Source organism: Flavobacterium sp. LS1R10 (assembly GCF_003968825.1).
Lineage (GTDB): Bacteria > Bacteroidota > Bacteroidia > Flavobacteriales > Flavobacteriaceae > Flavobacterium.
In genome coordinates this window covers 139467-163053 of sequence record NZ_RYDH01000006.1, presented here as the reverse complement: position 1 = coordinate 163053, position 23587 = coordinate 139467, and the positions used below count along the sequence as shown (strand labels likewise).

General features: G+C 33.5%; 21 protein-coding genes and 1 pseudogene. 5 read left to right on the top strand and 17 right to left on the bottom strand.

Annotated features, from left to right (window positions below; all coding sequences use genetic code 11):
• Positions 1-128: 128 nt before the first annotated feature.
• The 6 genes from EKL96_RS11735 to panB form a co-directional block, all read right to left on the bottom strand.
• The gene (locus EKL96_RS11735; protein WP_233579304.1) at positions 129-911 is read right to left on the bottom strand and encodes a hypothetical protein; all 783 of its coding nucleotides are present in this window, start codon (positions 909-911) and stop codon (positions 129-131) included.
• 32 nt (positions 912-943) lie between these two features.
• Positions 944-1198 (bottom strand): nitroreductase family protein, encoded by a 255-nt coding sequence (locus tag EKL96_RS14485; RefSeq protein WP_255416381.1) that lies wholly within the window; start codon positions 1196-1198, stop codon positions 944-946.
• A 263-nt stretch (positions 1199-1461) separates the two neighbouring features.
• Complete coding sequence (locus EKL96_RS11725; protein ID WP_126462528.1) at positions 1462-2790, bottom strand: aldehyde dehydrogenase; 1329 nt, start codon at positions 2788-2790, stop codon at positions 1462-1464.
• A 26-nt stretch (positions 2791-2816) separates the two neighbouring features.
• Positions 2817-4157 carry a hypothetical protein gene (locus EKL96_RS11720; RefSeq protein WP_233579303.1) on the bottom strand — a complete coding sequence of 447 codons (1341 nt, stop codon included), beginning with the start codon at positions 4155-4157 and terminating at the stop codon, positions 2817-2819.
• Positions 4158-4228: 71 nt separating this feature from the next.
• Positions 4229-4918, bottom strand: a complete 690-nt coding sequence (locus EKL96_RS11715) for an RluA family pseudouridine synthase (RefSeq protein ID WP_197037243.1) — start codon at positions 4916-4918, stop codon at positions 4229-4231.
• Positions 4919-5009: 91 nt separating this feature from the next.
• Positions 5010-5828, bottom strand: coding sequence for a 3-methyl-2-oxobutanoate hydroxymethyltransferase (gene panB / locus EKL96_RS11710; RefSeq protein ID WP_126462522.1), 819 nt, complete (start codon positions 5826-5828; stop codon positions 5010-5012).
• Between the two features lie 635 nt (positions 5829-6463).
• On the opposite strand from panB, the gene EKL96_RS11700 reads away from it, so the two are divergent.
• On the top strand, positions 6464-7522 hold the full coding sequence (locus EKL96_RS11700) for a sensor histidine kinase (RefSeq protein WP_126462519.1): 1059 nt from the start codon (positions 6464-6466) through the stop codon (positions 7520-7522).
• Positions 7523-7770: 248 nt separating this feature from the next.
• Here EKL96_RS11700 and EKL96_RS11695 read toward each other — a convergent pair whose 3' ends face one another.
• From EKL96_RS11695 to EKL96_RS11685, 3 genes are read right to left on the bottom strand one after another with little or no spacing between them, the layout of a single operon-like run.
• Positions 7771-8238 (bottom strand): PEGA domain-containing protein, encoded by a 468-nt coding sequence (locus tag EKL96_RS11695; protein WP_126462516.1) that lies wholly within the window; start codon positions 8236-8238, stop codon positions 7771-7773.
• Between the two features lie 14 nt (positions 8239-8252).
• Positions 8253-8636 carry a hypothetical protein gene (locus tag EKL96_RS11690; RefSeq protein ID WP_126462513.1) on the bottom strand — a complete coding sequence of 128 codons (384 nt, stop codon included), beginning with the start codon at positions 8634-8636 and terminating at the stop codon, positions 8253-8255.
• A gap of 49 nt (positions 8637-8685) precedes the next feature.
• A complete protein-coding gene (locus tag EKL96_RS11685; protein ID WP_126462510.1) occupies positions 8686-9306 on the bottom strand; it encodes a hypothetical protein in 621 nt (206 codons plus the stop codon).
• A gap of 241 nt (positions 9307-9547) precedes the next feature.
• On the opposite strand from EKL96_RS11685, the gene EKL96_RS11680 reads away from it, so the two are divergent.
• Both EKL96_RS11680 and EKL96_RS14640 read left to right on the top strand, forming a co-directional pair.
• Positions 9548-9958 carry an OsmC family protein gene (locus EKL96_RS11680; RefSeq protein ID WP_126462508.1) on the top strand — a complete coding sequence of 137 codons (411 nt, stop codon included), beginning with the start codon at positions 9548-9550 and terminating at the stop codon, positions 9956-9958.
• Between the two features lie 202 nt (positions 9959-10160).
• Entirely contained in the window at positions 10161-10337 is a 177-nt protein-coding gene (locus EKL96_RS14640) for an ATP-binding cassette domain-containing protein (protein ID WP_317125144.1), read from the top strand.
• On the opposite strand, the gene EKL96_RS11670 is transcribed toward EKL96_RS14640, so the two are convergent.
• Both EKL96_RS11670 and EKL96_RS14480 read right to left on the bottom strand, forming a co-directional pair.
• A complete protein-coding gene (locus tag EKL96_RS11670) occupies positions 10287-10856 on the bottom strand; it encodes a pentapeptide repeat-containing protein (RefSeq protein WP_126462505.1) in 570 nt (189 codons plus the stop codon). The genes EKL96_RS14640 and EKL96_RS11670 overlap by 51 nt on opposite strands.
• A gap of 101 nt (positions 10857-10957) precedes the next feature.
• Positions 10958-11390: pseudogene (locus tag EKL96_RS14480) on the bottom strand (DUF6526 family protein).
• A 183-nt stretch (positions 11391-11573) separates the two neighbouring features.
• On the opposite strand from EKL96_RS14480, the gene EKL96_RS11660 reads away from it, so the two are divergent.
• Together EKL96_RS11660 and EKL96_RS11655 are read left to right on the top strand one after the other, a co-directional pair.
• Positions 11574-12617, top strand: coding sequence for an NAD(P)-dependent alcohol dehydrogenase (locus EKL96_RS11660; RefSeq protein WP_126462502.1), 1044 nt, complete (start codon positions 11574-11576; stop codon positions 12615-12617).
• Between the two features lie 253 nt (positions 12618-12870).
• The gene (locus EKL96_RS11655) at positions 12871-13011 is read left to right on the top strand and encodes a transposase (RefSeq protein WP_126462499.1); all 141 of its coding nucleotides are present in this window, start codon (positions 12871-12873) and stop codon (positions 13009-13011) included.
• Positions 13012-13242: 231 nt separating this feature from the next.
• Here EKL96_RS11655 and EKL96_RS11650 read toward each other — a convergent pair whose 3' ends face one another.
• From EKL96_RS11650 to EKL96_RS11625, 6 genes are all read right to left on the bottom strand, one after another.
• Positions 13243-14334 (bottom strand): alpha/beta fold hydrolase, encoded by a 1092-nt coding sequence (locus EKL96_RS11650; RefSeq protein WP_126462497.1) that lies wholly within the window; start codon positions 14332-14334, stop codon positions 13243-13245.
• Positions 14335-14465: 131 nt separating this feature from the next.
• Positions 14466-16148: a gamma-glutamyltransferase gene (gene ggt, locus EKL96_RS11645; protein WP_126462492.1), complete on the bottom strand. Its 1683-nt coding sequence runs from the start codon at positions 16146-16148 to the stop codon at positions 14466-14468.
• Positions 16149-16164: 16 nt separating this feature from the next.
• Positions 16165-17595, bottom strand: a complete 1431-nt coding sequence (locus tag EKL96_RS11640) for a SusD/RagB family nutrient-binding outer membrane lipoprotein (protein ID WP_126462489.1) — start codon at positions 17593-17595, stop codon at positions 16165-16167.
• A gap of 10 nt (positions 17596-17605) precedes the next feature.
• Positions 17606-21169, bottom strand: a complete 3564-nt coding sequence (locus tag EKL96_RS11635; protein ID WP_233579302.1) for a SusC/RagA family TonB-linked outer membrane protein — start codon at positions 21167-21169, stop codon at positions 17606-17608.
• A 143-nt stretch (positions 21170-21312) separates the two neighbouring features.
• Positions 21313-22311, bottom strand: a complete 999-nt coding sequence (locus EKL96_RS11630; protein WP_231507438.1) for a FecR family protein — start codon at positions 22309-22311, stop codon at positions 21313-21315.
• 187 nt (positions 22312-22498) lie between these two features.
• Positions 22499-23107: an RNA polymerase sigma factor gene (locus EKL96_RS11625; RefSeq protein ID WP_126462483.1), complete on the bottom strand. Its 609-nt coding sequence runs from the start codon at positions 23105-23107 to the stop codon at positions 22499-22501.
• Positions 23108-23587 lie beyond the last annotated feature (480 nt).

Genomic DNA, 23587 nt, shown 5'->3' with positions numbered 1-23587 from the left:
TAGAAACTGTTTGTTAGGTTTAAAGACTAGATTTGGCTTTTTGTAAAAAATAAATATAAGATTATTTTTTACAAAAAGCCAAAATCAGCTTGTAATTATGTTCTGGCTTTTAGTAAAAAGCGGTTTTATTAGAACATTTGTTCCGGTTCTAGTGTAGTTTCAAAACCAATAATTTCACTATAAATCGCATAGTATAAAGAATACATAAAGGGTACTGTAAATACTATACCAATGCAACACCCAATGAGTCCCACTAATGTAGAAATGGCACCTACTACCAATAAACCCAGCAAAATAAGCGGTTGTTTTACCACGATTAGTATGCTTGATTTTAAAGCTTCAATAGCATTTAAGTTTCCAAAAATAATAAGTGGAATGGTCAGTATCGTGAATAATGTTATAGTTACTGTGATAATAAATCCGATGAAGGGTATTTGTGCATAGTCAATCAATGATGATAGTAAGGTGCTAAAAATTGAAATTAGTAAAGTAGCAATGAAGAGTTCTTTGAAATACGATATTTTATAGTATTCAAACATGGTTGATACATGAAATTCTTCATCTCTTTCAGCACAATACGCCATTTTGATTAAACCGGCGCTAATAGGACTAAATAAACTCGATAGTAAAACAGAAACCCCGGATACAATTAAAATAAAGTTTAAACTTAAATTTTCCGGTTGTAAATTTTCCGGTTTCATTTTTTCCAGTATCATGGCAGAATCAAAAAAGGCAACAAGTATTACTGATACAAAAACAATCAGCAGTATAAAAAACACAAAAATAATTAAACCGGCATAAATCGCAATTTTTTTATAATTTTCAAAAGCATGGTTAAAAACGATTCCAAAATCTAAAGGATATCCATTTTTTTCTATTTCGTGTATTCGGTTTTGTGTAGTTTTCAACATTTGTTGGTCGTTTTAGTGGGTTAATTATTCTGTTATTTTTCAAAATAAACGTATTCAAAAGGAACTCTGAATCGTTTTCCGTACACTCCTTTTCCGCTACCCAGTAGCATATTAATTTCGGATGATGCTGGTAAATGTAATATTTTTATTCGTAGCGAATCAAAACCTTCCATTTGGCACGTATCATAGTTTATAGCAGTCATGTTGATCATGAAATTTTGTGCCGTAAGTCTGGCACTTTTATGGGCTACAATGTGCATGTCACTTTGTCTTACCTGTCCATATATGGGTTTGAATAACCCAATGAATTGAAATGCAATAAATTTGATTATTCCAATAATTCCTGTGATATCAAATTAAAACAACGGAACGATTTTTTGATAATAATGAAAAGCAAATTGTTCTCTTTTTGAATATTCTGCTTCCAGCTTGTTGCCATATTGTGGCTAAGTAAATACACTTTTTTACTTTTTTCGCACAATAGTTTCATTTATAAAAACCCGAACTGAGCGTCGGTATTTTATGGATGCACTGACGGTTTTTTCATGGGTTACATCCATTTTAATATTTTTTGAAAGGTCTTTAATTTGTCTTTGTAAGGCGCATACCGAAGGGGTAAATCCAGCCATGTCCCCCTTTTTACAATGGCTTTTTTATGCGAAAAAGTATCAAAACTCCGTTTTCCGTGATAGGCTCCCATTCCTGAAGTACCAACACCGCCAAAAGGCAAGCGATTATTCGCTAAATGGATTACGGTATCATTGATACAGCCACCGCCAAAAGAATATTTTTGTAAAACTTCTGCAATAAAAGATTTGTTTTGAGAGAATAAATACAACGATAATGGTTTTTCGAAACTTAAAATTATTTTTTCAATATCTGCCTCTGAATGGTATGAGAGTATAGGAAGTATGGGGCCGAAAATTTCTTCGGTCATCACCGGACTGTCCATTTTTGGCTCGTCCAATAGCGTAGGAGCAAGGAATAAAGTGTCTTTATTGTATTGACCTCCAAAAAGTATTTTTTGGTTTTCCAATAGATGCAATTGGCGTTGCCAGTTTTTCAAATTGATAATTCTGGCGTAATCAGGGGATTCTTCCGGATTTGGACCTAGTGCCTTTTCAATTTCCAGAATTAGTAAAGTTATGAAAGTAGCTTTCATTTTATGGTGCACCACTATGTAATCAGGGGCAACACATGTTTGTCCGGCATTTATAATTTTTCCCCAGACAATGCGGCGGGCACTCAATTCTAAATTGGCAGTTTCATCAACAATACAAGGACTTTTCCCGCCTAATTCCAGCGTAACTGGAGTTAGGTTTTCGGCTGCAGCTTTTGCTACAATTCTGCCAACGGCAACACTTCCTGTAAAAAAAATATAATCCCAACGTTTTTTTAATAATTCCTGAGCAACAGTCGCGTCTCCGGTAATGACGACGACATCTTTTACAGGGAAAGTTTCATTTATAATTTTCGCTATTATAGTAGACGTATTTGGGGTAAGTTCAGAGGGTTTTAGGGTTACTTTATTTCCGGCAGCAACAGCAGCAATCAGAGGGCATAAGGCCAATTGAAACGGATAATTCCAAGGCGAAAGGATCAATACATTTCCGTAAGGCTCACTATATATGTAATCTGACGATGGAAAATTCAAAAAAGAAGCGAGAACTTTTTTGGGTTTAGCCCAAGAATCAATGTTTTTAATGGTTTCTTTTAAATCACTTATGACATAATTTGTTTCTGTTAAAACGGCTTCAAAGGCTGGTTTTTTAAAATCATCGTAGAGCGCTTTAATAATTGCTTGTTCCTGTTTTATGATGGTATGCAATAGTTTTTTTAAAGATTCTTTTCGGTAGTCTACACTATTTTCATTTTTCATATTATGATTTTAAAGGTACAGATTTATTATTTTAACCCAAGTCGGTAGCCTACATAAAAATCAGCTTGTTTACTGTCGCTGGCCAAAGCAGTCACTATAGAACTGGATCCCATATAAAAGCCATACACTCTTAACCCGACACCACCAGTAATTCCGGAAATTTCGTTATCTGACCAAGAGGAATAAATTTCATAATTTTTCAAAGAAAATCGAGGTGTAATAGAAACCACATTTTGTGTTGTCACCTGATTATCGCTGGTGTCATCCTTTAATTTTTGTTGTGTGTAAAGCGCAACAAAAAATTTAGGTATTACTTTTATATCTGCATAGGCGGAGAAAACAGTAGGTAAGGTTACTTTGAAGTTTTTGCTGGATGTGGTTTTAGTTAAGTATCCGTCGTTTACTAAAATGGTTTCTACTTCCTTTAAAGTAGTAGTGTTTTGAAATTGGCTTAATGCCAAACCATTTGGGTTAGAAAAAGTAGACTGTATGTTTAATGCATAATTAGTAGAGGAATTTGCATCATCCTTGAAGGTCATCGTACCAATATTTCGCACTGCGATACCCGCATTTATTTTGTAACCGTCTTGGTCTTTCCATTGGTAATTTACACCAAAATCAGCTGCAACTCCGTTTAGTTTTCCAAAAACGGATTCAGAGTAATTATTAAAATCAGTAAAACCATCATTGAAGTTCCCGGAATACGCAATATTCATTGACGCTTGAGTATTATTTAAATACGCTTCGGCACCAATAGTATTAATGGTTCCCTGAAATTGATCCAGGCCTAAGTTGGTGTACGAGCCTGGAAATAATAATTTCAAGGTAGCACCCGCATTAAATTTATGGTTTTCATTTTCAAATACGTTTCTGGCTGCTGAAATTCCTATTTCTCCCCAGCTTGTTCCATTTAAACGTTGGTTGTAATCATTGCTTATTGATGAAGAACCAATAAGATTTCCGGTATTGATCGCCGCACCAAGTTGTGGGTCAATATCAATTAAATTTAATTTTGCAGCAGCTTTTGTAGTAAAACCAAAAGCCCATTTATCCATTTTCATAGCAAAACCTGGGCCGTATATTTCAGCATCTACGCGCATATTTACAGGGGTATTTCCTGTAAATAACAAATTTTCTAAGTTTTCACCATTAACAATATCACTAAATCCTATTTTATTATTAGAAGCATTTACGCTGGCCGAAAAAATATTTATTTCATATTTTGAACTTAAATTAGACAGTTCCGCAGGATTCATACCGGCATTAAGTATTCCGACTCTAGTAGACATATTGATTCCTGAAAAATGGTCTTGAGCGGTCATGTTTAAGAACGAAATGAAACAAAAAATAATAGGTAGTTTTTTCATACAATTTGTTTTTGTGAATATTTATTATTGAGTTATTGAAAGGTTGAAAGTAAAATACTGTTTTTTTAGTATTAAATGGCATTCCAGATCACATCATTTGGAGCAGGAGCAATTATTTTTATATTTTCCTTTGTAACAGGATGGATGAACATTAATTTTCTAGCATGCAAATGGATTCCTCCGTCCGGATTGCTTCGGTCAAAACCATATTTTAAATCCCCTTTTATAGGTAATCCAATCGCTGAAAGTTGAGCCCTTATTTGATGGTGTCTTCCAGTATGAAGATTGATCTCAAGCGCATAGTAGTTGTTTAGTTCTTTGATAATTGTATACTCTAAACTGGCTAATTTGCTTTCAGGGACTTCTTTTTCGTGCGCTTTTGAACTATTGTTTTTTTCGTTTCTTTTTAAATAATGAACGAGTGTATCAGTGGGCTTGGCAGGTTTGTTTTTGACAATGGCCCAATATGTTTTTTGAGTTTCACGGGTACTGAATAATTCATTCATTCGAGTCAGAGCTTTACTGGTTCGGGCAAATACAACTATTCCGGTTGTTGGCCGATCTAAGCGATGTACAACACCCAGGAAAACCTCCCCGGGTTTGTTGTATTTGTCTTTGATGTATTCTTTAACCACATCTGATAAGGGTTTATCACCCGTTTTGTCCCCTTGAACAATATCTCCTACACGTTTGTTAATTACAATAAGATGATTGTCTTCGTGAAGGATTTGAAGGTTGTTTTTAGTAGAAATTATTTTCATTTGGATTTTTAGATTGTTGGATTTCCAATACTCTTAGAGTATTCGACAATAATCAAATTCTCTTAAAGGCTACTCATCTAAGAAGTCAAATTTAATATTGTTCATTTGCATTAGGGAAATCACTTGATTTTACATCTGCAACATATTGGCCAATGGCCGTTGTCATTCCGTCATATAAATTCATATACCTTCTTAAGAAACGAGGACTGAATTCGTTGTTCATTCCTAACAGATCATGAATTACTAATACTTGTCCGTCAACACCACCCCCAGCACCAATACCAATAACTGGAATCGAGATGCTTTGGGCTACTTTTTCGGCTAGATGAGCTGGAATTTTTTCTAAAACTAAGGCAAAACAGCCTAGTATTTCTAGTAATTTAGCATCTTCGATTAACTTATGTGCTTCTTCCTCTTCTTTGGCACGAACGGTGTAGGTTCCAAATTTATAAATGGATTGTGGTGTTAAACCTAGATGTCCCATAACTGGAATTCCGGCGTTTAATATTTTCTTGATAGAGTCTTTAATTTCTTTACCACCTTCTAGTTTTACGGCATGACCACCGCTTTCTTTCATGATTCGGATGGCAGAGCGCAAGGCTTCTTTAGGATCGGATTGGTAACTTCCAAAGGGTAAATCCACCACTACCAAAGCTCTTTCAATGGCTCTTACCACAGAGGAGGCGTGATAAATCATTTGATCCAGCGTAATAGGTAATGTAGTTTCATGACCAGCCATAACATTTGAAGCGGAGTCTCCCACTAATATTACATCAACTCCTGCCGTATCAACGATTTTTGCCATGGTGTAATCGTATGCGGTGAGCATCGAAATTTTTTCTCCATTAGCCTTCATTTCAATCAATGACTTTGTTGTAATTCTTTTATAATCTTTTTTTGCGACAGACATATTTCCTTTTTTGAGAGTGTAAAGGTACTAAAATGTATAATTTTAGGTTGAAAATGTAGCACTTATATTATATCGGATACAAATTAATCAAAAAAGTAATCATACGAAAAATTCTAGTACTGACTTTATTGCTCTCCTCAGTATATTAGAAGGCTCAATATCAAGAAGTTCAAAGCGTAATTGACACTTTTTTTCAAGCCTTCCATGCCAGAGATTCACCTCAATTGCATTTACTTTGTGATGATACAAAGATATTGCAATCCATTGCTGAGAATGAAAAAGGCACTTTGCTTTCTCATGAAAAACCAGGGGGCATTTTATAAATCTATAGCTTAAAATTTCAAGAAAAAATTCTCAGGTATTCCATTCAAATAAACGGAGCCATGGAGCATGTCTGGACAACGTATGAGTTTTATGTTAATGGTACACTAAGTCATACTGAGGTAAATACGTTTACACTTTTCAAAAAAGACAACCACTGGAAAATTATTTATCTTATTGACACTCGAAGAAAGTAGTTTGATGAGTTATTTTTAGAATATTCATTGTGTGTTACAAATAAGATAAAAATTAATTGTAATTTTTGGGTTCTGTAATTTTTTACTAATACATTTGCATTTTAAAAAAATAAATTTATGCAGTTGTATGAAAAATTGTCTCGGATTGGTTTTCTCAAAAATAGTTATGCCTTCAAATTCCTGTTTGTTGCATTTATAGGCATTCACATTCCATTAATTGGATTGTTATTTTTTGTGCTTTATGCAAGTAAAACAATTTCAGCCGATTCTATTTTAATTTTTGCGCTGATTATTACTTTATTAGCAACAGCGGTCACTTTATTTTTTTTAAAAAAACTAATTAAACCAATTGAGGTAGCTTCCAGGTCATTAATTGCCTATAGAAAAGACAGAACAATACCTTCTTTGCCAACTAATTTTTCGGATGAAGCAGGGTTGTTAATGAGTAATATTCAAGAATCAATAGCTGATAACGAAAATTTCATTACTGAAAAACAAGATTTAGTTTATTTGCTTTCGCATGATCTAAGAAATTTTGTAGGAAATTCAAAATCGGCCGCATTGCTTATTTTAGAAGAGGATTCTTCGGATTATATAAAAGAATTAGCGGAGTTAATAGTTCAATCCAGTGGTGAACAATTTCATTATATTGAAAGTTTTATCACATTATTAAAGGAACAAGATCAAATTATAAAAAGAAATTCTCAGGACTCCCTAATTCAATTTTCACCTGTTTTTTCTATGGTGGCAAAACAATTAGATCAGGTATTAGTGGTCAAAAATATTAAATTAGTTTTATCAATTGACGTTCAGGAAGCACTTTTATCAATTGACGACGAGTTGTTGATTCGAGTTTTAGTCAACGTAATTGATAATGCTATAAAATTCTCCTACCCAAATAGTGAAATTGAGGTTCATGTGTATCTTGATGGCACTAAACTGTATTTAAAAGTGAAGGATACAGGAGTAGGTTTTGTTCAAAAACAGAGTGACGAATTATTTAAAAAATTCACTAAAATGAGTATGTCTGGCACTTCAAATGAGCCTTCTACAGGAATTGGATTGTATTTGTGCAAAAACATAGTAGAACGACACAACGGTGTAATTTATGCACAAAGCAGTGGGACAAATAAAGGGGCTACTTTTTCAATTGTTTTTGATACAAAAAAGGGCTAAAAATAGTTTTCTAATGTGTTTTTGTTCTTCTTAGGGCGTACGAAATCTGAGAAAATATTTTAAGCACTGTAAACAACAAGATTACTAGGTGCAATATAAAAAAAAGCTGTAATTCTATTCTTGATTTGGAATAGCGTTACAGCTTTTAGTTTATGACAGGGATAAAAATAGAACGGCAAAACCGGTGCTTTTTAGTACACCTAATACCATATTTTTGCCACCTTAGCTTTTGGTGTAAATACTTAGTATTAGTTTATTTTTTCTAATTGACCTACTTTTTTCCAGTTTGGATCTATATTTAAAGCGACAGCGATGTACACTTCACTTTTATTTACTTTGAAAGCAGTTCCTTTATTCATTTCAGCATTGACTTCTTTAGGTGTTAAGTTGTAAATTGCTCCAGTAATAGGATCTACAATGATACCAATCAAGCCACCAAATAAAATATTTCCAATATACCAAGCATTGAATTTTTTGGTCAAGTTAGTTTCAAAAGTTTGGTATCCTTCTAATTTAATCATCACATGATGTTCTTTTTTTCGTTCCAGTTTGATTTCAAAAGGCGTTTTTCCTACTTCGATTTCATCAATAAAAATAGAGGCAGCAGCAGGGTTGCTTCTAAAATTTACTTTTTGTTTAGAGCCGGAAACAATTGTAGCACAACTACTCATTAGTAGCGCTAGGGATAATGTAGAAATAAGGATTGTTTTTTTCATTAGAGTGTGTATAATTAATTAAGTTGTAATTTATATTGGGGGATTGTGGTTACGTCTCCGTCATAATAATAGAAATCTACTTTGATGCGATAACAAAGACTCCATATATCGGGAGTTCTCTTTTCGGTTACTTTTACAAGATTAGCGCCTTTTTCTCGGGCTAATTTTCGGGCTTTTGTCAGGTGTGAGTTAAAATCACAATCGGTTGTGAAACCACTGTCCTGATATCTGGCATTTCCTATTTTTTTGGCACCTTCAGGAATTGCATGATGAACATCAAGAAAGGCTACGGGGTCTTCAATTGTTAGTGGTTTTTCTGAAGATTCAAAATTAGAAGTGATTTTTGGACTACAGCTAAAAGCTAAAAATACAAAAACGAGAAGAGATAATTTTTTCATTGTCAGATGGAATTGGTTATTATTATTATTATTATTATATGGGTAATTTTTATTCTACTCTAACTTTAATAGCACCATAATTATCAGACTGAAAAGTAATAAGTCCAAAAACAGTTTCTCCTTTTTTTATTATTTTGCCATTAATGGAGTAATCGTTCAGCTCAGTTTTGAACTTTTTATTGGCATTACTCGCAACAATCATATTTCCTAAGGCTAATCCGGGTCCAATAATCAGTCCTATTGGTGTCGAGCTGGTTTGCTCCGTCATTCCGTTTGAATTGGTTTTTGTGGTAAACAATTGAATTGGAGATAGTAATAAATAAAACAAATAGGAGGCTGGGCTTTGTTTTAAAGATTTGAATGTTTTTTCATTCTCCAATAGATACAATTCATTTCCGCTTTCAAAATTTAATTTTATATCTTTTCCAAAAACCAAATCTTTTTCAGTGTTGTTTTTTACTTTAACAGCCACTAGTCGAAGCCCTTTTTTAGTCTCTTTCTTTGCGTATTTCTTATTTAATAAATCATATTTGTATTCCAGCGTTACTCCATGAAGTGTGTTGTTCGAAATATAATTAAGTGAAGCGGGTTGTATTGGTTTGTATCCTGAAGCACAACTATTTAGTAAAATTACAATCGATAATAAAAAAATAATTGTAGTTAATTTCATTTGCTGATTAATTAGTTTTTTTTATTGGTTGTCAATTAGTTTTTTTTGTAAGTAAAGTATACTTTTTCAAAAAGCAAACATAAAGAATTTACTGATACTATTAAAATTAAACAGTATTTATTTTAACCACGTTTTTGTTAATTTTTTTTGATTTAATTTTAAATTTTAGTTAAAAATAGTGGATATACTATACTCTTTTTTTAAAAAGAACTAAATTTGAGAAAACAGAAAATTTATAATTATGAAAAGAAATGCAACCGCAGTCTGGAATGGTTCACTCAAAGAAGGAGCCGGAAAACTAACTACACAAAGTACCACACTAAAAGATACCCAATATTCATTCAAATCTCGTTTTGAAGAAGGAGTGGGGACTAATCCTGAAGAACTTATCGCCGCAGCACACGCAGGCTGTTTTACGATGCAACTTTCGGCCTACATTAGTGAAGAAGGGTTTGAAATCGAAAGTATCGAAACCAAATGCGACATTGATTTAGTTGATGGAACCATTGTTACCTCGCACCTGATGCTTCAAGCAAAAATTAGCGGAATAACAGAAGATGCTTTTCAACAATTAGTAACTAAAGCAGAAAAAAATTGTCCTATTTCTAAAGTTTTGAATGCTGCAATTTCTTCGACTGCTTCCTTAGTTTAAAAATATACAGACATCAAAAAGGTTCGATTTAATTTTAAATCGAGCCTTTTTGATGTCTGTAAAAGGAATGTTTCAAAAAAATAGTAATACAAATTTTTTTACTTAATGAACGTATAATTACTCTTTGATTATCAGTAAAATAACTATTTAAAAACTTGTAAATAAAACTAATGTTACTTTCATTAAATAATTATCACTGGATATGCGTGTCAAACATGGAGAGTTTGTTTCAATCATAGGAAAATCTGGCTGTGGAAAATCGACGTTGTTGTATTTGCTTTCTACTATGGATACGGAGTATGACGATCAGATATTGATTCATAAAGCACTATTTTACTATGATTTCATGTTTATAGAGCAATCCTTTCAATCCTTCTAAAGCGAAAACGGCTTTTTTTAATTTTGTTGTTTTGGGATCAATTGTATAATTATAGCTTGTTTTGAAACTAGCTTTGTTGGCAATTGCTTTAGCAAACTCAGAACGGTATAAATCGCAGTTTTCAAAAACAACTTCGGTCAAATCAGTGCTCATAAAATCAACGGCAATAAGACTACAATTGGAGAAGGAGGTTCCTTTGATTTTTAAAGTGTAAAATTTAGAGAAATCCAAAATACAATCCTTAAAAGCGATTTCGAAAATTAATTTATCGCACATGGCAAAATTGACATCTTTGATTTCACACCGATTAAAAGTTACGGTTCTAAAGGCCACATAATTAATTTTAGCATTGCTAAAAGTGCAGTCATTGAAGGTACAATCAATGAAAGTAACCGCTAAAAAAACGCATTGGGAGAAATTACAATTTGTAAAAGTACAGCATTCAAATTCCTTAAAATTGACTTCCTCTTCCTTGTACGTAATGTCTTTGTATTCAATATCTAGAAAATATTCGGGCATTTAGTGGTTTTAAATTCAGTTTTATTGCTATCTTTTCATCACAAAGAAACAAAATTCGAAATTGTTAAATTGGATAAATTAGTCTTATTATTTTTGGAATTTTAAACTCTTTCGTAATCCGCTTTCCAGTGCTGAATCGCTTTTTTAATTTCCTTTGCCGAAAGATTTTCATTCAGCGCTCTTAGAGTTAACGCTTGAAATTCATCATCTGAGGCAAAACGTAACGCAAATAGCTGATCGTCATTTAAATGACGTTAAAAATCTTCCAATATTTTTCCGGTAAGAGAAAAATAACGGTACCGAAGTTCTAAATAGACAATTCGGTTTTGTAGGATCAACGCATAATGTTGACGCAACATAAAAACAAGGCAAAAGCACGACAAAGAGTACACTAATAAATATCCAGATTAAAGAATCTTCTTTTGGTACAACTAAAATAAATACTGAAGGCAGCAATGTCATGATTATTGGATAATGAATAAAATGATGAGGCGGATAGTACCGAATGTGATTTTTATAAGATTGTGCTTTCATTAATGTAGTTTAAAAAAAATTAAATATAAATTAAACTATGGATTTAAAGCATTAAAGGCTATGCAATTACTATGAGGTTTTTTTTAACGGAGTAGACCTTTATAATTTCTTTAGATTTCTTTAACATTTCGATAACTCGTTTTTCAAGATAAATTCAATAATTTTATTGAAAATATAAAAAAAATGATAGCTACAAAAGGATACGCAGTACAAGATGCTAAGACAGATTTAGCACCTTGGGATTTCGAAAGAAGAGAAGTTGGACCACATGATGTACAATTTGACATCCTGTTTTGTGGTGTTTGTCACAGTGATTTACACCAAATTAAAGACGATTGGGGAGGATCGATTTACCCAATGGTTCCGGGACATGAGATTGTAGGTAAAGTGGTAAAGGTAGGAAGTCATGTAAAGAAGTTTAAAATAGGAGATATAGCAGGGACAGGTTGCTTGGTAGACTCTTGTAGAAGTTGTGAAAACTGTAAAGAGGGATTAGAACAATTTTGTTTGAAAGGAAGAACCGACACGTATAATGCTTTAGGACAAGACGGAAAAACACCTACTTATGGCGGTTATTCGAATACCATTGTAGTACATGAAGATTTTGTTTTGCAAGTTTCAGATAAATTGCCTTTGGCTGCTGTAGCGCCTTTATTATGTGCCGGAATCACGACCTATTCTCCATTGAGACACTGGAAAGTTGGGAAAGGGCATAAATTAGCCGTTCTTGGTTTGGGTGGTTTGGGACATATGGCGGTTAAATTTGGAGTTTCTTTTGGAGCTGAAGTTACCGTGTTAAGTACATCAGCAAATAAAGAAGCCGATGCCAGAAAATTAGGAGCACATAATTTTATCGTTACTAAAGATGCCAAACAACTCGAAAGTGTAGCTGGTTCTTTTGATTTTATTCTGGATACTGTTTCTGCACCACACGACTTAAATTTGTATTTGTCATTATTGAGAGTAAACGGCGTGCATATTTGTGTGGGCGTACCACCAACACCTTATGAAATTCAAGCTTTTAGTCTCATAGGCGGACGAAGAAGTCTTGCAGGTTCGCTTATAGGCGGCTTGCCTGAAACTCAGGAAATGTTAGATTATTGTGCGGAACATGGTATTGTTTCTGAAATAGAAATGATTGATATCAAAAATGTTCATGAAGCATATGACCGAATGACAAAAGGAGATGTCCGGTATCGTTTTGTAATAGACATGGCTACATTGTAAAAATAAGTTTAAAAACCAAGCCCCTAAAAAAAACTGATACATTTCGGCTTTTTTAGGGGCTTTTTTTATGTGTAAATAGGAATGCTACAGTAGTGTTGACAATAATTATTTTATCAGGTATTTTGTTTTGTTCAGAGTTCCTACGATTTCAAAGAGATTCAATGCGCCCCCCTTTTTGCCGTTGCCGATGATATATTGGACTTGCTAACTTTACCAGCATAAAAAGTTAAGAACAAAAACCTTAATTTAACTTATGAAACAAGTGCGTAAAATTTATGACCGAGCTTTTAAAGAGAAAGCCGTTCAATTGAGTTATGATAGACATAAGATCTCTGAACTAGCCAGAGAATTGGAAGTTACCGCTCCCCAGTTGTATAGATGGCGAAAAGAATAAGAAGAGTTCTGACAAAGAAGTTTTTCTGGGAATGGAAATTTTGTATTGTTTTTTCAGTAGTTAACAAAATTTACTATTAACAAATGCACTCACTCACTTGAAATCAATATGGCTAATTTGGAGGCAACATAAAAGTGTTTTCCTGTTTTCCGTTAAGAAACATAAATCGTAAACTTAAAATCTACCTTAGTAAGTTTTGATTTCTGGAAAACAATATTATAAGCTTGAATTTTACTTAATTTTGGGTTCAGATTTTTTAAGTAATTCTTTAAGATATTTACCCCATATTTTTGGATTGGAATGTGTGCCATGGCCAGTGGTTTTATCTGTAATAGGTAATAAGATATATTTTCCGTTTTTAACGTTTTTAATTTCTTTCTCCATCAATCCGAGTTCAGGAGGGTTTACTTGATCATCGGCAGAATTTATAGCAATTAAAGGGGCTTTAATTTTTGACAAGTAAGGTTGCGGATTGTAATCTCTTGAGGAATCAAAAGCATAAATCAGATCATTAGCATCTAATGTTGATGAATATCGGGCTAAAGTATTTTCCATCATTATTTCTGCTTTCTCTCTGGTTGGGGCTGCAATTTGCCATTGTAACGGACTACTCACCATAAACATCAGAGATAATATAGCGCCAGTCATTCCTTGTTGTGGCTGTTGAATATAATTACCCTCTTTCCACTCAGGATCCATTTCGATTAATTTAATCGCCATTTTTCTTTGAATGCGGTTTCTACCGGCTATTTCTGCTGGTAAGCTTGCCAAAGGCATTAGTGCATCCATAAAATCAGGGTAGGTGTAACCCCAAACCCAAGTGTGCATGCCGCCCATTGATGTTCCCATTACCAATCGAAGATGATCTATTTTCAAATGTTCAGTCAGTAATTTATAGTTTGCCAAAACCATATCGTCATAATTGTATTTAGGAAATGCCATCTTTAAGCCATTGCTAGGTTTGCTCGATTTTCCGTGTCCAATATCATCTGTTAAAACAATAAAATACTTTGTGGCGTCTAACAATTGACCCTTTCCAAATAAATTGCCTCCAAACTGTTTGCTCAAAAAGGCGCTTCCGCTTCCGGTAGTGCCATGCATAATTAAAACAGCATTGTTAATTTGACCTTTCTTATTTTTTGTTGGTTTCCCAATGGTTGTGTAATGTAGTTTTAGTTGGTCTAAATATTCTCCACTTTTAAAAGTAAAATCTTTTATTAGATAATCTCCCTCAATTGGTGCTGGAAAATCTGTCTGTGCAGTAACATATTGGACAGATAAAATATAAAATAAAATAAAAGCACATGTGTTTTTTATTAACATTTCATTAAAATTTAAATTAATAATTTTGGAATAAGATCAGGATAAATTATATTATTTGTTCTTTTATTTTGATGAGACTATTCGAATAAAGAAAAGTTCTTTCAAACATTATATTACTTAAAAACAGACAGTTAATATCCTGCGGCCGCACCATCTTTTCTACTTTCTGAGGCTCCAAAATACACTTTTCTTATTGCGTCATACATGATTGCTTGATACCCTCCATAATACCCTCCAAAGCCAATTTTATGTCCCTTCTGGATCAGTTTTTTTATTTCTTCAAAATCAAAACCACTTTCAATTAGTATTTCGCCTTTGCCTGTTGACAGCTCGCCCGTAAAATCAGTTGAACCAATGTGTTCAAACCTTGGAGCATCTCCTGCTTCCTGTAAATTCATACCAAAATCAATCAGGTTCATTAATATTTGAACATGACCTTGAGGTTGAAAATCGCCTCCCATTACACCAAAACTCATAAATGGTTGTCCATCTTTAGTAACAAAACCCGGAATAATAGTATGAAAAGGTCTTTTCTGAGGGGCATACGAATTTGGCGTTCCTTCAGCCAAATTGAAGCATTCGCCTCGATCCTGAAGCATAAAACCTAATTTTGGCGGAACCATTCCAGATCCCATGCCTCTATAATTACTTTGAATTAAAGAAATCATGTTTCCTTCTTTATCGGCGACAGTCAAATAAATTGTACCGCCATTGCTTTCTTTTCCAGCTTTAAAAGTCCCTGCGCGGTCAGGATTAATTAAATCCCTTCTTTCAGTTGCGTACTCTTTAGATAATAAATCATTTACAGAAACTTTCATAAAATCTGAGTCCGCATAATATTTAGCGCGATCTTCAAAAACAAGTTTTTTTGCTTCGTTTACAATGTGCAAATGTTGAGCGCTACCAAAGGGTATTTTACTAAAATCATAACCTTCTATAATATTAAGCATTTGCAAAGTAGCCATTCCTTGTCCGTTTGGGGGTAATTCCCATACGTCATAACCCCTGTAATTTGTTGCGACAGGTTCAATCCAATCCGAATGGTGTGTTGCAAAATCTTCATACGCTAAAAATCCGCCTTGAGCTTGAATAAATTTAGCAGATTCTCTGGCAATATCTCCTTTATAAAAAGCATCTCTTCCTCCTTTGGCAATTTTTTTATAGGTATTAGCTAAAAATTGGTTTTTAATAATATCTCCTTTTTGAGGTAATTTGCCATCTACAGTATAAGTTTCCTTGATATTAGGGTACTGTTTCATATATTTATTTATCGTGACTTGCAGATAATAAGCAATTAATTCTGTAGTTGGGAAACCTTCTTCAGCATATTTTATACTTGGATTTAAGATGTCCTGCATAGGGAGTTTTCCAAATTTATTATGTAATTCGAACCAACCATCAACACAACCTGGAACCGATACCGGCAGGGGACCACTTGGTGGAATGTGTGTAATGTTATTTTTAGTGAAGTAATCTAAAGTTAGTGCTTTTGGAGATCGTCCGCTGGCATTCAAGCCATAGAGTTTTTTGGTTTTTGCATCCCACACTATCGCAAAAAGATCACCACCAATGCCGCTACCTGTTGGCTCCATCAAGCCTAATGCGGCATTTACAGCTATTGCGGCATCCACTGCTGTACCTCCTTTTTTTAAAATATCGATTCCTATTTGTGTTGCTAAGGGCTGGCTAGATGCTACCATTCCGTGTTGCCCAATAACTTCAGATCTTGAAGCAAAATTCCTGCCCGTTAACCGGTCTTGAGCAAGTATAAATGTTGTTGATATCAGCAACAAAAAGAGGAATCGATTTTTCATTTGTGTATGATTTTAATTAGTTTATATCCCAATATAATTTAGTTTCGCTTTTGTCACCACCTATTTTTGTAGCCGCGTTCGTGTAATTAGTTCCATTTAACTGTTGCTCATTTGCTGGATATTTCATCCGGTTTGGATAACCTGAAAAAGCATTTACGGGTATTGTTAATTTTGGGAAATCTAATCTGCGAACTTCCAACCATCCTTCAAATGGGCGATTGTATAATGCAATCCATTTTTGGAAACCTATTTTTTGTTTCCATCCACCTGCAGCGGTCGTGTAAGCAACGTCCGATCTTAATAAGTATTTATCAGCATTTGCCTCAGTACCGCCCCAATATAGTATTGAAGCTTTAATGGCATTATTATAATGAGATTCTGCAGAACCAGTTACGTTGTAGCCACGCTCTTTTGCTTCAGCTCTATAAAATTCCATTTCCACGTAATCTATTAATACGTTTGGCGCGCTAGGGTCAGCTACACGAGTACTTGGCTTTGACATTTTTGGATAATCACTTGGGATGCCCATTATGCCTCCAACGTATAAGCCTACATTATTCACTCCAAAAAAACCTGGTTTACGTGGATCTTCAAAGCTATTCAGAACATCCATTAAATCTTTTGCTGCAATATAATCGGTGCGATTGGCCAACACCAGTTGATCATACAACGGATTATTATTAGGTATTGCGGTAAAATATTTAACAAAACCATTATTAGATATCGCGTTAATAGCATTTGGATTGGCTTTTTCAAAGGCTGTTTTCGCTAATGAATTATCTACGTCAGATATTGTCATAGCCATTCTTACCTGTAAAGAGTTTGCAAAAGAAATCCACTTTGCTACAGAACCTTGAAAAATAATATCTTCTGACGATGTGAAGCCAGGAGCACTAATACTTAATTTGGCTATGTCATTTTCCAATCGGATCATTAATTCTTTGTTAACAGTTTTGGCGTCATCATAAACTGGGAAAAGTAGCTGATCATCTAACGACTTGGAGTAAGGAATATCGCCATAAGTAGTCACCAAAATGTTAAAGGTGTACACTTGCATGATATCGATAATTGCTAATTGATTTGTTTTTATAATTGGATTTAAAGTAACATCATTTGTTATAATACGGGAGCTTTCTTTTAAATCATTCAAAACATCTCTATACATTCTAGTCCACCATGTATCATTAATCGACCTTGTGACATAATTAAATTGTGCCTCTTCCTGAATAACAGCCTGAGCCCAATGATTTACAAAGTGTCGAAAGATGTTAACATTTACACTGGCTGAGGCTAAGCCATCTGACAATGTTTTAACGGCATTTGAGAATAAACTACCCGGAGGGACTTCACTAGCCCGTTTAGTTTCATCATTAAAACGAGTAATGTCGTCTGTACAGGCGCTAATTAGTAACACCAATACTACTATTGAAATAAATCTTTTTTTCATGATTGTAAGTTTATAATTTTACTTTTACGTTTAACCCAATAGCACGTACTGTAGGGTAAGATCCACTTTGATAGCCTTGTATGTTGCCTGAAGATAAGTTTTCTTCAGGGTCAGCGTAGGGAACATTTTTATGGATTAACCATAAGTTTCTTCCAGTCAACGAAAATTCTATTTCATTTATAGATTTAATTCTTGACATTATTTTTTTTGGAAGAGAATATGAAATCGCTACCTCGCGAAGTTTAACAAAACTCGCATCATATACAAAATTTGATTGAGGAAGATATCCACTAGTGCCTGAAACTATAGTAACTCTTTTTGTGTTAGGTTCTCCATTCGCTGTAACTCCTGCCAAAATTATACCTCCTCCATTGGCAACAGCATCTCGTTTTGGGTTTCCAAGATCATTAAGCCCAACAGTTTCGGGTAAAATACCCGACATTGTACCGTAGTACATGTCTAAAGAAAATAATTGACCTCCTTTTTTTACATCAATTAAAAAACTTAAGTTAAAATTTTTATATCTGAAACTATTACTCAAGCCACCAATCCAATCTGGATTAACATTTCCAATTACATTTGAGGTAGTAGTTGTAAATTGATATAAACCGTTATCCTTTATAAGTCGTTCCCCATTTAACATTTCATAAGTCACCGATTGTAATTCGCCATAAGGTTTACCTAACGAAGCATTTAAGCTAACTCCACCTTGGAAAGTTCCTAATTGCAAGTTTTTACTGTCGTTGTATAAGGATAAAACTTTATTACGATTTCTTGTGAAATTTAAATTCACATTCCAAGAGAAATCGGCGCCTTTTACCGGAGTTGCAAATATAGAAACTTCGATACCTTTGTTTTCAATATCACCGGCATTAATAAATTTGCTGGAGTAACCTATAGCAGTAGAAACAGCTACAGGAATAATTTGATCTACTGTGTTAGTATGATAATAAGAGGCATCAAAACCTATTCTGTTATTAAAAAAGGACATTTCTAAGCCAATTTCTTTACTGATTGTATTCTCAGGTTTTAATGCACTATTGTTTTTAGTATTAGGTAAAGAAAAAAGCAATGTGCTATCAAAAGGATTTGGCTTATCATACACATCTCTTAGACTTCCCCAAGCGGCATCATTTCCAACAGTAGCATAATTTAGTCTAAGCTTTCCAGAAGATAACCAGGGTAAATTTTGAAGATGATTATAAAAAATATAACTGCCGGAAACGGCATAATAATTATATGCATTTGCTTCTTCAGGCAAGGTTGAAGATTTATCCCTACGCAAGGTTGCATCTAAAAGAAGTAATTCCTTGTAATTTATTGTTACGCCACCAAATACACCATCTACTGCTTTTGGTTGATACGATTCAATCGCTGCAGGGACAGTTCCTTTTGAATTAGAAACGGCATAAAGTTTTGGAACAACTAAACCTCCTGCAGTTTGAGAAAAAATTGAACTTATTGTATTTCTTCTAATATTGAGACCAGCTAAGGCATTAAGACTGAAATCGTCATTTAATTTTTTATTTATTGTTGCCAATAAATCGTAATTAGTTTCATTAAAATTTCTATCAAAACGAGAATAAGATGAAATTCCAGCACTTCCCACGGCTCTTCTTTCCTGTTGCATTTCTGAATAGGTATCTACAGAAACTCGGCCTAAAAGGTCTAACCAGTCGGTAACCTTATAGGTGATTGTTGCGTTTCCAATGACCCTGTTTCTAGTATCGTTTTGATAATTCTCATAAACAACCCAATATGGATTATCTGAAAAACCGGGAGTTAAATTGGTAAGTTTTGTAGGATCAGCCCAGTTCCAAGTAATATTTTTTCTATTTCTAAAATAGGCATCTTTTAATTCTAAAACATCAACATTAGTCTGATTAAAATGTCTGAAATTACTATTCACATTCCTTCCACTATCATAACCTGTTCCATATCTTCCTTTGCCATCAACTTGGGAATAATTTACTAATCCACTTACCACCAGTTTGTTTGTTATATTATAACTAGCACTAAGATTTACAATGTTTTTTAAAACACTTGCATTTGGTAATACGCCTCTTTCATCATTTCTGGAATATCCAATTTTAAAAGAACCTTTGTCAGCAACTAATCCATCAATCATAACATTATGATTCGTAGAAATAGCGGTTTGATAAAAACTGTCCGGTCCGTTTTTAGGTGCAATCCAAGGTTTTGGTTTTTGATAATTTGGTGATGCCTGATCAAATGCTTCCCAATCATATACTAATAAATTTGGGTCATAACGTGGACCCCATGAACGTGGCGCAAATGTAGGTACTACCAAGTCTTTAATTCCATCAGCATTAGCATCAAAAAATAGAAACCCATCTTTATCCTGAGGAATTGAACGCCCAGCGCCATATTCTTGTTGGTATTTTACAAATGTTGTTTTATCTATATTGCCAACCGTAACTCCGCTATTTACAGAAATTCCAAGCCCGTTTTTTGGTTTTTTGGTGGTAATCATTATTACCCCATTTGCTGCTCTTGAACCATAAAGTGCTGAGGCTGCGGCTCCTTTTAACACGTTAATCGATAAGATATCATTTGGATTAATATCAGCCGCTGCATTACCATAATCATAACCGCCTGCCCCTGATCTTTGCGACGCTGAATTTGTATTCGAATTATCCACCGGAACTCCATCTACTACAAATAATGCTTGATTGTTTCCTGTCAATGATTTATTTCCTCTAACTACAACATTTACTGATCCTCCTACAGAGTTACCTTGAGTTATTTGTAAACCTGAAATCTTTCCGGATAGTCCACTTGCAACGTTTCCTACTTGCGTTTTATTGACATCATCACCACTTATTTGTTGAGCCGCATAAGGAAGCGTGTTTTTTTTGCGTCGAATACCAAAAGCGGTAACTACAACTTCATTAAGGCTTTGTCCTTCCTCTTTTAAAACGACAGTAAGAAAACCACTTCCTAAATTAACTTCTTTGGTTTCCATCCCAATAAATGATATTACTAAAACGGATCTTACAGAAGGCACTTCAATAACAAAACTTCCATCAATGTCTGTTTGAACCGAAATAGTAGATCCTTTAACGTGAACATTAGCTCCTGGGATCGTTAATCCTTTTTCATCAACTACCTTTCCTTTTATTATAATAGCAGCTATTGCTTTAATTTCTGTCTGATCCAAACTTTCTGTCGCTGTATTTATCATCGAAATGCTCTCTCTTTGTAGTACAATCAGATTGTTTATTTCGTCATACTTAATGCTAAGTGGTTTTAAAATGCGTGAAAGTACGCTGGATAATAATTCATTAGTGGCTTCTATGTCCACTTTTTGTTTTAACTGAGTCATTCTTGAATTATAAGAAAACTTAACGTGTATTGATTTCTCAAGTTTAAATAAAGCATCATCCAGACTCACATTCGTCAAGCTAATTGTCACCTTAGTGTCAAGTTTTCTTTGTTCTTTACCACTATCTGCCAATACTACATTAGAAAAAATGAGAGCTAAAACAAATTGGAATAATGTTAACTTTATGATACGATAGCGTCGTCGTTGTTTTACTACAGTTTTTTTCATAATTTTGGTTTTTTGGTTAATACTTTAATTGGTTATTAGCGAAACATTACAATTGTCTTTTACAGGAGATCAATTGATTTTTTACGGCGTCGTAAATGTTACAGCATTTTCGGCGCTTTTTTTAATTTAATATAAATTGTAATTTAGTTGCAACCAATTGATTGAATACTAATTTGGTTACCATTCATTTGATACGTTGTGTTATTTCCAATACTTTCACAGATTATTTTTAATTTTTCAGATAAGGGCTGGTCAGTTAGTGAAGTAGTAATATGACATTCTTTTAACTTATTTTCTGGAAAATCAATATCTACTAAATACGCTTGCTCTATAGTTCTAAAAATTTGGACTACTGGAATATCGGTAAATTCAAAACTTAATTTTTCTACGTCACCAAGAGCACTAGTTAATGATTCATCTTGTGTTATATTGGTAATTTTATTGAATATAAGGGTTTTTCTACCATAACGAAGTGCTTGATTAGGCAATAAAATCACTTCTTTCTTTGTTGAATTAAAAGCAGATTTATTGGAATGGATTTTGACAATACCTGTTCTAACTATTACCTCCACATTAGAATCGTTTTCATAGGATTTTATTCTAAAACTTGTTCCTATAACTTTAGTTATTATTTCATTTGAATAAACCAAAAACGGTTTTTTAGCATCTTTGCTTATTTCAAAAAAACCTTCACCAGACAGATAAACTTTCCGTTCGTTTCCGACAAATATTTTAGGATAACTCAATTTACTTTTTGGTTGTAATAAAACCGAACTGCCATCTGACAAGATTATAACTTGGGACTTATTGGAGTTGTTTGTTTGCTCTAACAGGCCATCGGAATTCTCTTTAATTAATTCATTATAATTAAGCTCTCCATCATTGGCATTAAAAAAATTATGATAAAACCAAGTTGATATCAGCCCAAATACAAGTGTTGCTGCAATGCCTTTAATCCAATTGTTTCTTAAAAACAACACTTTGGTTTTGCGAGTGGTTTTCTTTTTATTCTCAATTTTATGCCAAGTAGCTTCCAAAGCAGTCTGAACTGCATCAGCTGATAAATCGTCTGCGGGAACTTTCATTGCAAAAATCAATACGCGCGCTTCTTCAACTAATTTAGCTCTTACGGGGTTTTCCAAAGTCCAAAGCTCCCAATTTTGTTGGTCGTTTTGTTGTAGTACCCATCTTTTGAAGGATTCATCGGCCAAAAATTCGCCTATTTCAATATAATTATTACGGTTTTGCATGAATAAAAATGGGTTATAAAAGGAAAGAGGACATTTTTTTAAATTGATACTCACTTAATTCTAAATTTTTTCAAAAAATTTAAAATACTTGAGATAACAATAAAAAAAGAAGAGACTTATTTTCTTTCCAATTTTTACGAATATTTAGTAAAGACCTGTGAATCAAATTGTTTGCTGACTGATAATTAACTCCGAGTAGTTCTGCAATTTGTTCAACGCTTAGTCCTTGATGGTATCGCAGATATAAAGCCTCTTTCTGTCGTGCTGGTAAATTATTGATGAGCTGGTTGAGTGTTAAAACTTTGATAGCCATAGATTCATCAGCGATAAGAATATCCTCGATGGTAAAATCAAAAGTAAACGGAATCAAATCTACAGTAGTGGACTTTCTGAAAATATGGTCTCTTTCGTGAAGTCTGGCAATACGTTTTCGGACACTTGATAACAAATAAGCTTTTACGACAACATTATCATTAAGGGAATTTTTGTAAACCCATACGTCTGTAAATACGTCCTGCACACAATCTTGTACCTTTTCAGGAAAAGGAGTAAACGAATTCCCATATCGCACTAAATGACTGTAATACTTTTTAAAAAGTGATGAAAAAGCCTTTTCGTCTCCTGATTTTAAAGCTTTCCAAAGGACAGAATCATCTAAATTATCAACAAGTAGTTTTTGGCTATTCAAAATTAATTTTGGCGTTAGAGTATTGTTTTTATATAAAAATTATAACATAGGTTTTTGTTAAATCAGCTTTTAGGTCTTGGTAATAAGATAGTTAATAAGTAGTAAGCCGTAATTAATTATTGGTTGCCTAAAAACTACATTTATAAATGACTGTAATATGACTTTTTGTATGTTATAAATATTCTTTGCAAGACGGTTAATTAATAGTACGGGTATCATTTTAAATAAAAAAATAAGTTTTTGTTATAATTTTTTTAAGAAAAAACATATACTTTTACATTATTAAGATTGTTTGATTATTTTATTAATTTAATTAAATATTAATTTTTTATTAACAAAACTCTTAATAATAACTTAATTAAAAAAATGTTTTAAAAGAATAATTGTTTGTTTTTAATTTTACATTCATAAAACTTTTCCATTGATAATAACTTCTTTGACCAACTTGCAATACTTTACACATCTTTTCAATCGGAAATA

Bases quoted from the DNA above. Each gene is read 5' to 3' on its own strand.
- panB (WP_126462522.1), bottom strand. From the start codon at position 5,828: ATGTCTGTCGCAAAAAAAGATTATAAAAGAATTACAACAAAGTCATTG.
- EKL96_RS11735 (WP_233579304.1), bottom strand. From the start codon at position 911: ATGTTGAAAACTACACAAAACCGAATACACGAAATAGAAAAAAATGGA.
- EKL96_RS11715 (WP_197037243.1), bottom strand. From the start codon at position 4,918: ATGAAAATAATTTCTACTAAAAACAACCTTCAAATCCTTCACGAAGAC.
- EKL96_RS11685 (WP_126462510.1), bottom strand. From the start codon at position 9,306: ATGAAATTAACTACAATTATTTTTTTATTATCGATTGTAATTTTACTA.
- EKL96_RS11725 (WP_126462528.1), bottom strand. From the start codon at position 2,790: ATGAAAAATGAAAATAGTGTAGACTACCGAAAAGAATCTTTAAAAAAA.
- EKL96_RS11650 (WP_126462497.1), bottom strand. From the start codon at position 14,334: ATGTTAATAAAAAACACATGTGCTTTTATTTTATTTTATATTTTATCT.
- EKL96_RS11680 (WP_126462508.1), top strand. From the start codon at position 9,548: ATGAAAAGAAATGCAACCGCAGTCTGGAATGGTTCACTCAAAGAAGGA.
- EKL96_RS11655 (WP_126462499.1), top strand. From the start codon at position 12,871: ATGAAACAAGTGCGTAAAATTTATGACCGAGCTTTTAAAGAGAAAGCC.
- ggt (WP_126462492.1), bottom strand. From the start codon at position 16,148: ATGAAAAATCGATTCCTCTTTTTGTTGCTGATATCAACAACATTTATA.
- EKL96_RS11695 (WP_126462516.1), bottom strand. From the start codon at position 8,238: ATGAAAAAAACAATCCTTATTTCTACATTATCCCTAGCGCTACTAATG.
- EKL96_RS11635 (WP_233579302.1), bottom strand. From the start codon at position 21,169: ATGAAAAAAACTGTAGTAAAACAACGACGACGCTATCGTATCATAAAG.
- EKL96_RS11690 (WP_126462513.1), bottom strand. From the start codon at position 8,636: ATGAAAAAATTATCTCTTCTCGTTTTTGTATTTTTAGCTTTTAGCTGT.
- EKL96_RS11720 (WP_233579303.1), bottom strand. From the start codon at position 4,157: ATGAAAAAACTACCTATTATTTTTTGTTTCATTTCGTTCTTAAACATG.
- EKL96_RS11670 (WP_126462505.1), bottom strand. From the start codon at position 10,856: ATGCCCGAATATTTTCTAGATATTGAATACAAAGACATTACGTACAAG.
- EKL96_RS11700 (WP_126462519.1), top strand. From the start codon at position 6,464: ATGCAGTTGTATGAAAAATTGTCTCGGATTGGTTTTCTCAAAAATAGT.
- EKL96_RS14640 (WP_317125144.1), top strand. From the start codon at position 10,161: ATGCGTGTCAAACATGGAGAGTTTGTTTCAATCATAGGAAAATCTGGC.
- EKL96_RS11640 (WP_126462489.1), bottom strand. From the start codon at position 17,595: ATGAAAAAAAGATTTATTTCAATAGTAGTATTGGTGTTACTAATTAGC.
- EKL96_RS11660 (WP_126462502.1), top strand. From the start codon at position 11,574: ATGATAGCTACAAAAGGATACGCAGTACAAGATGCTAAGACAGATTTA.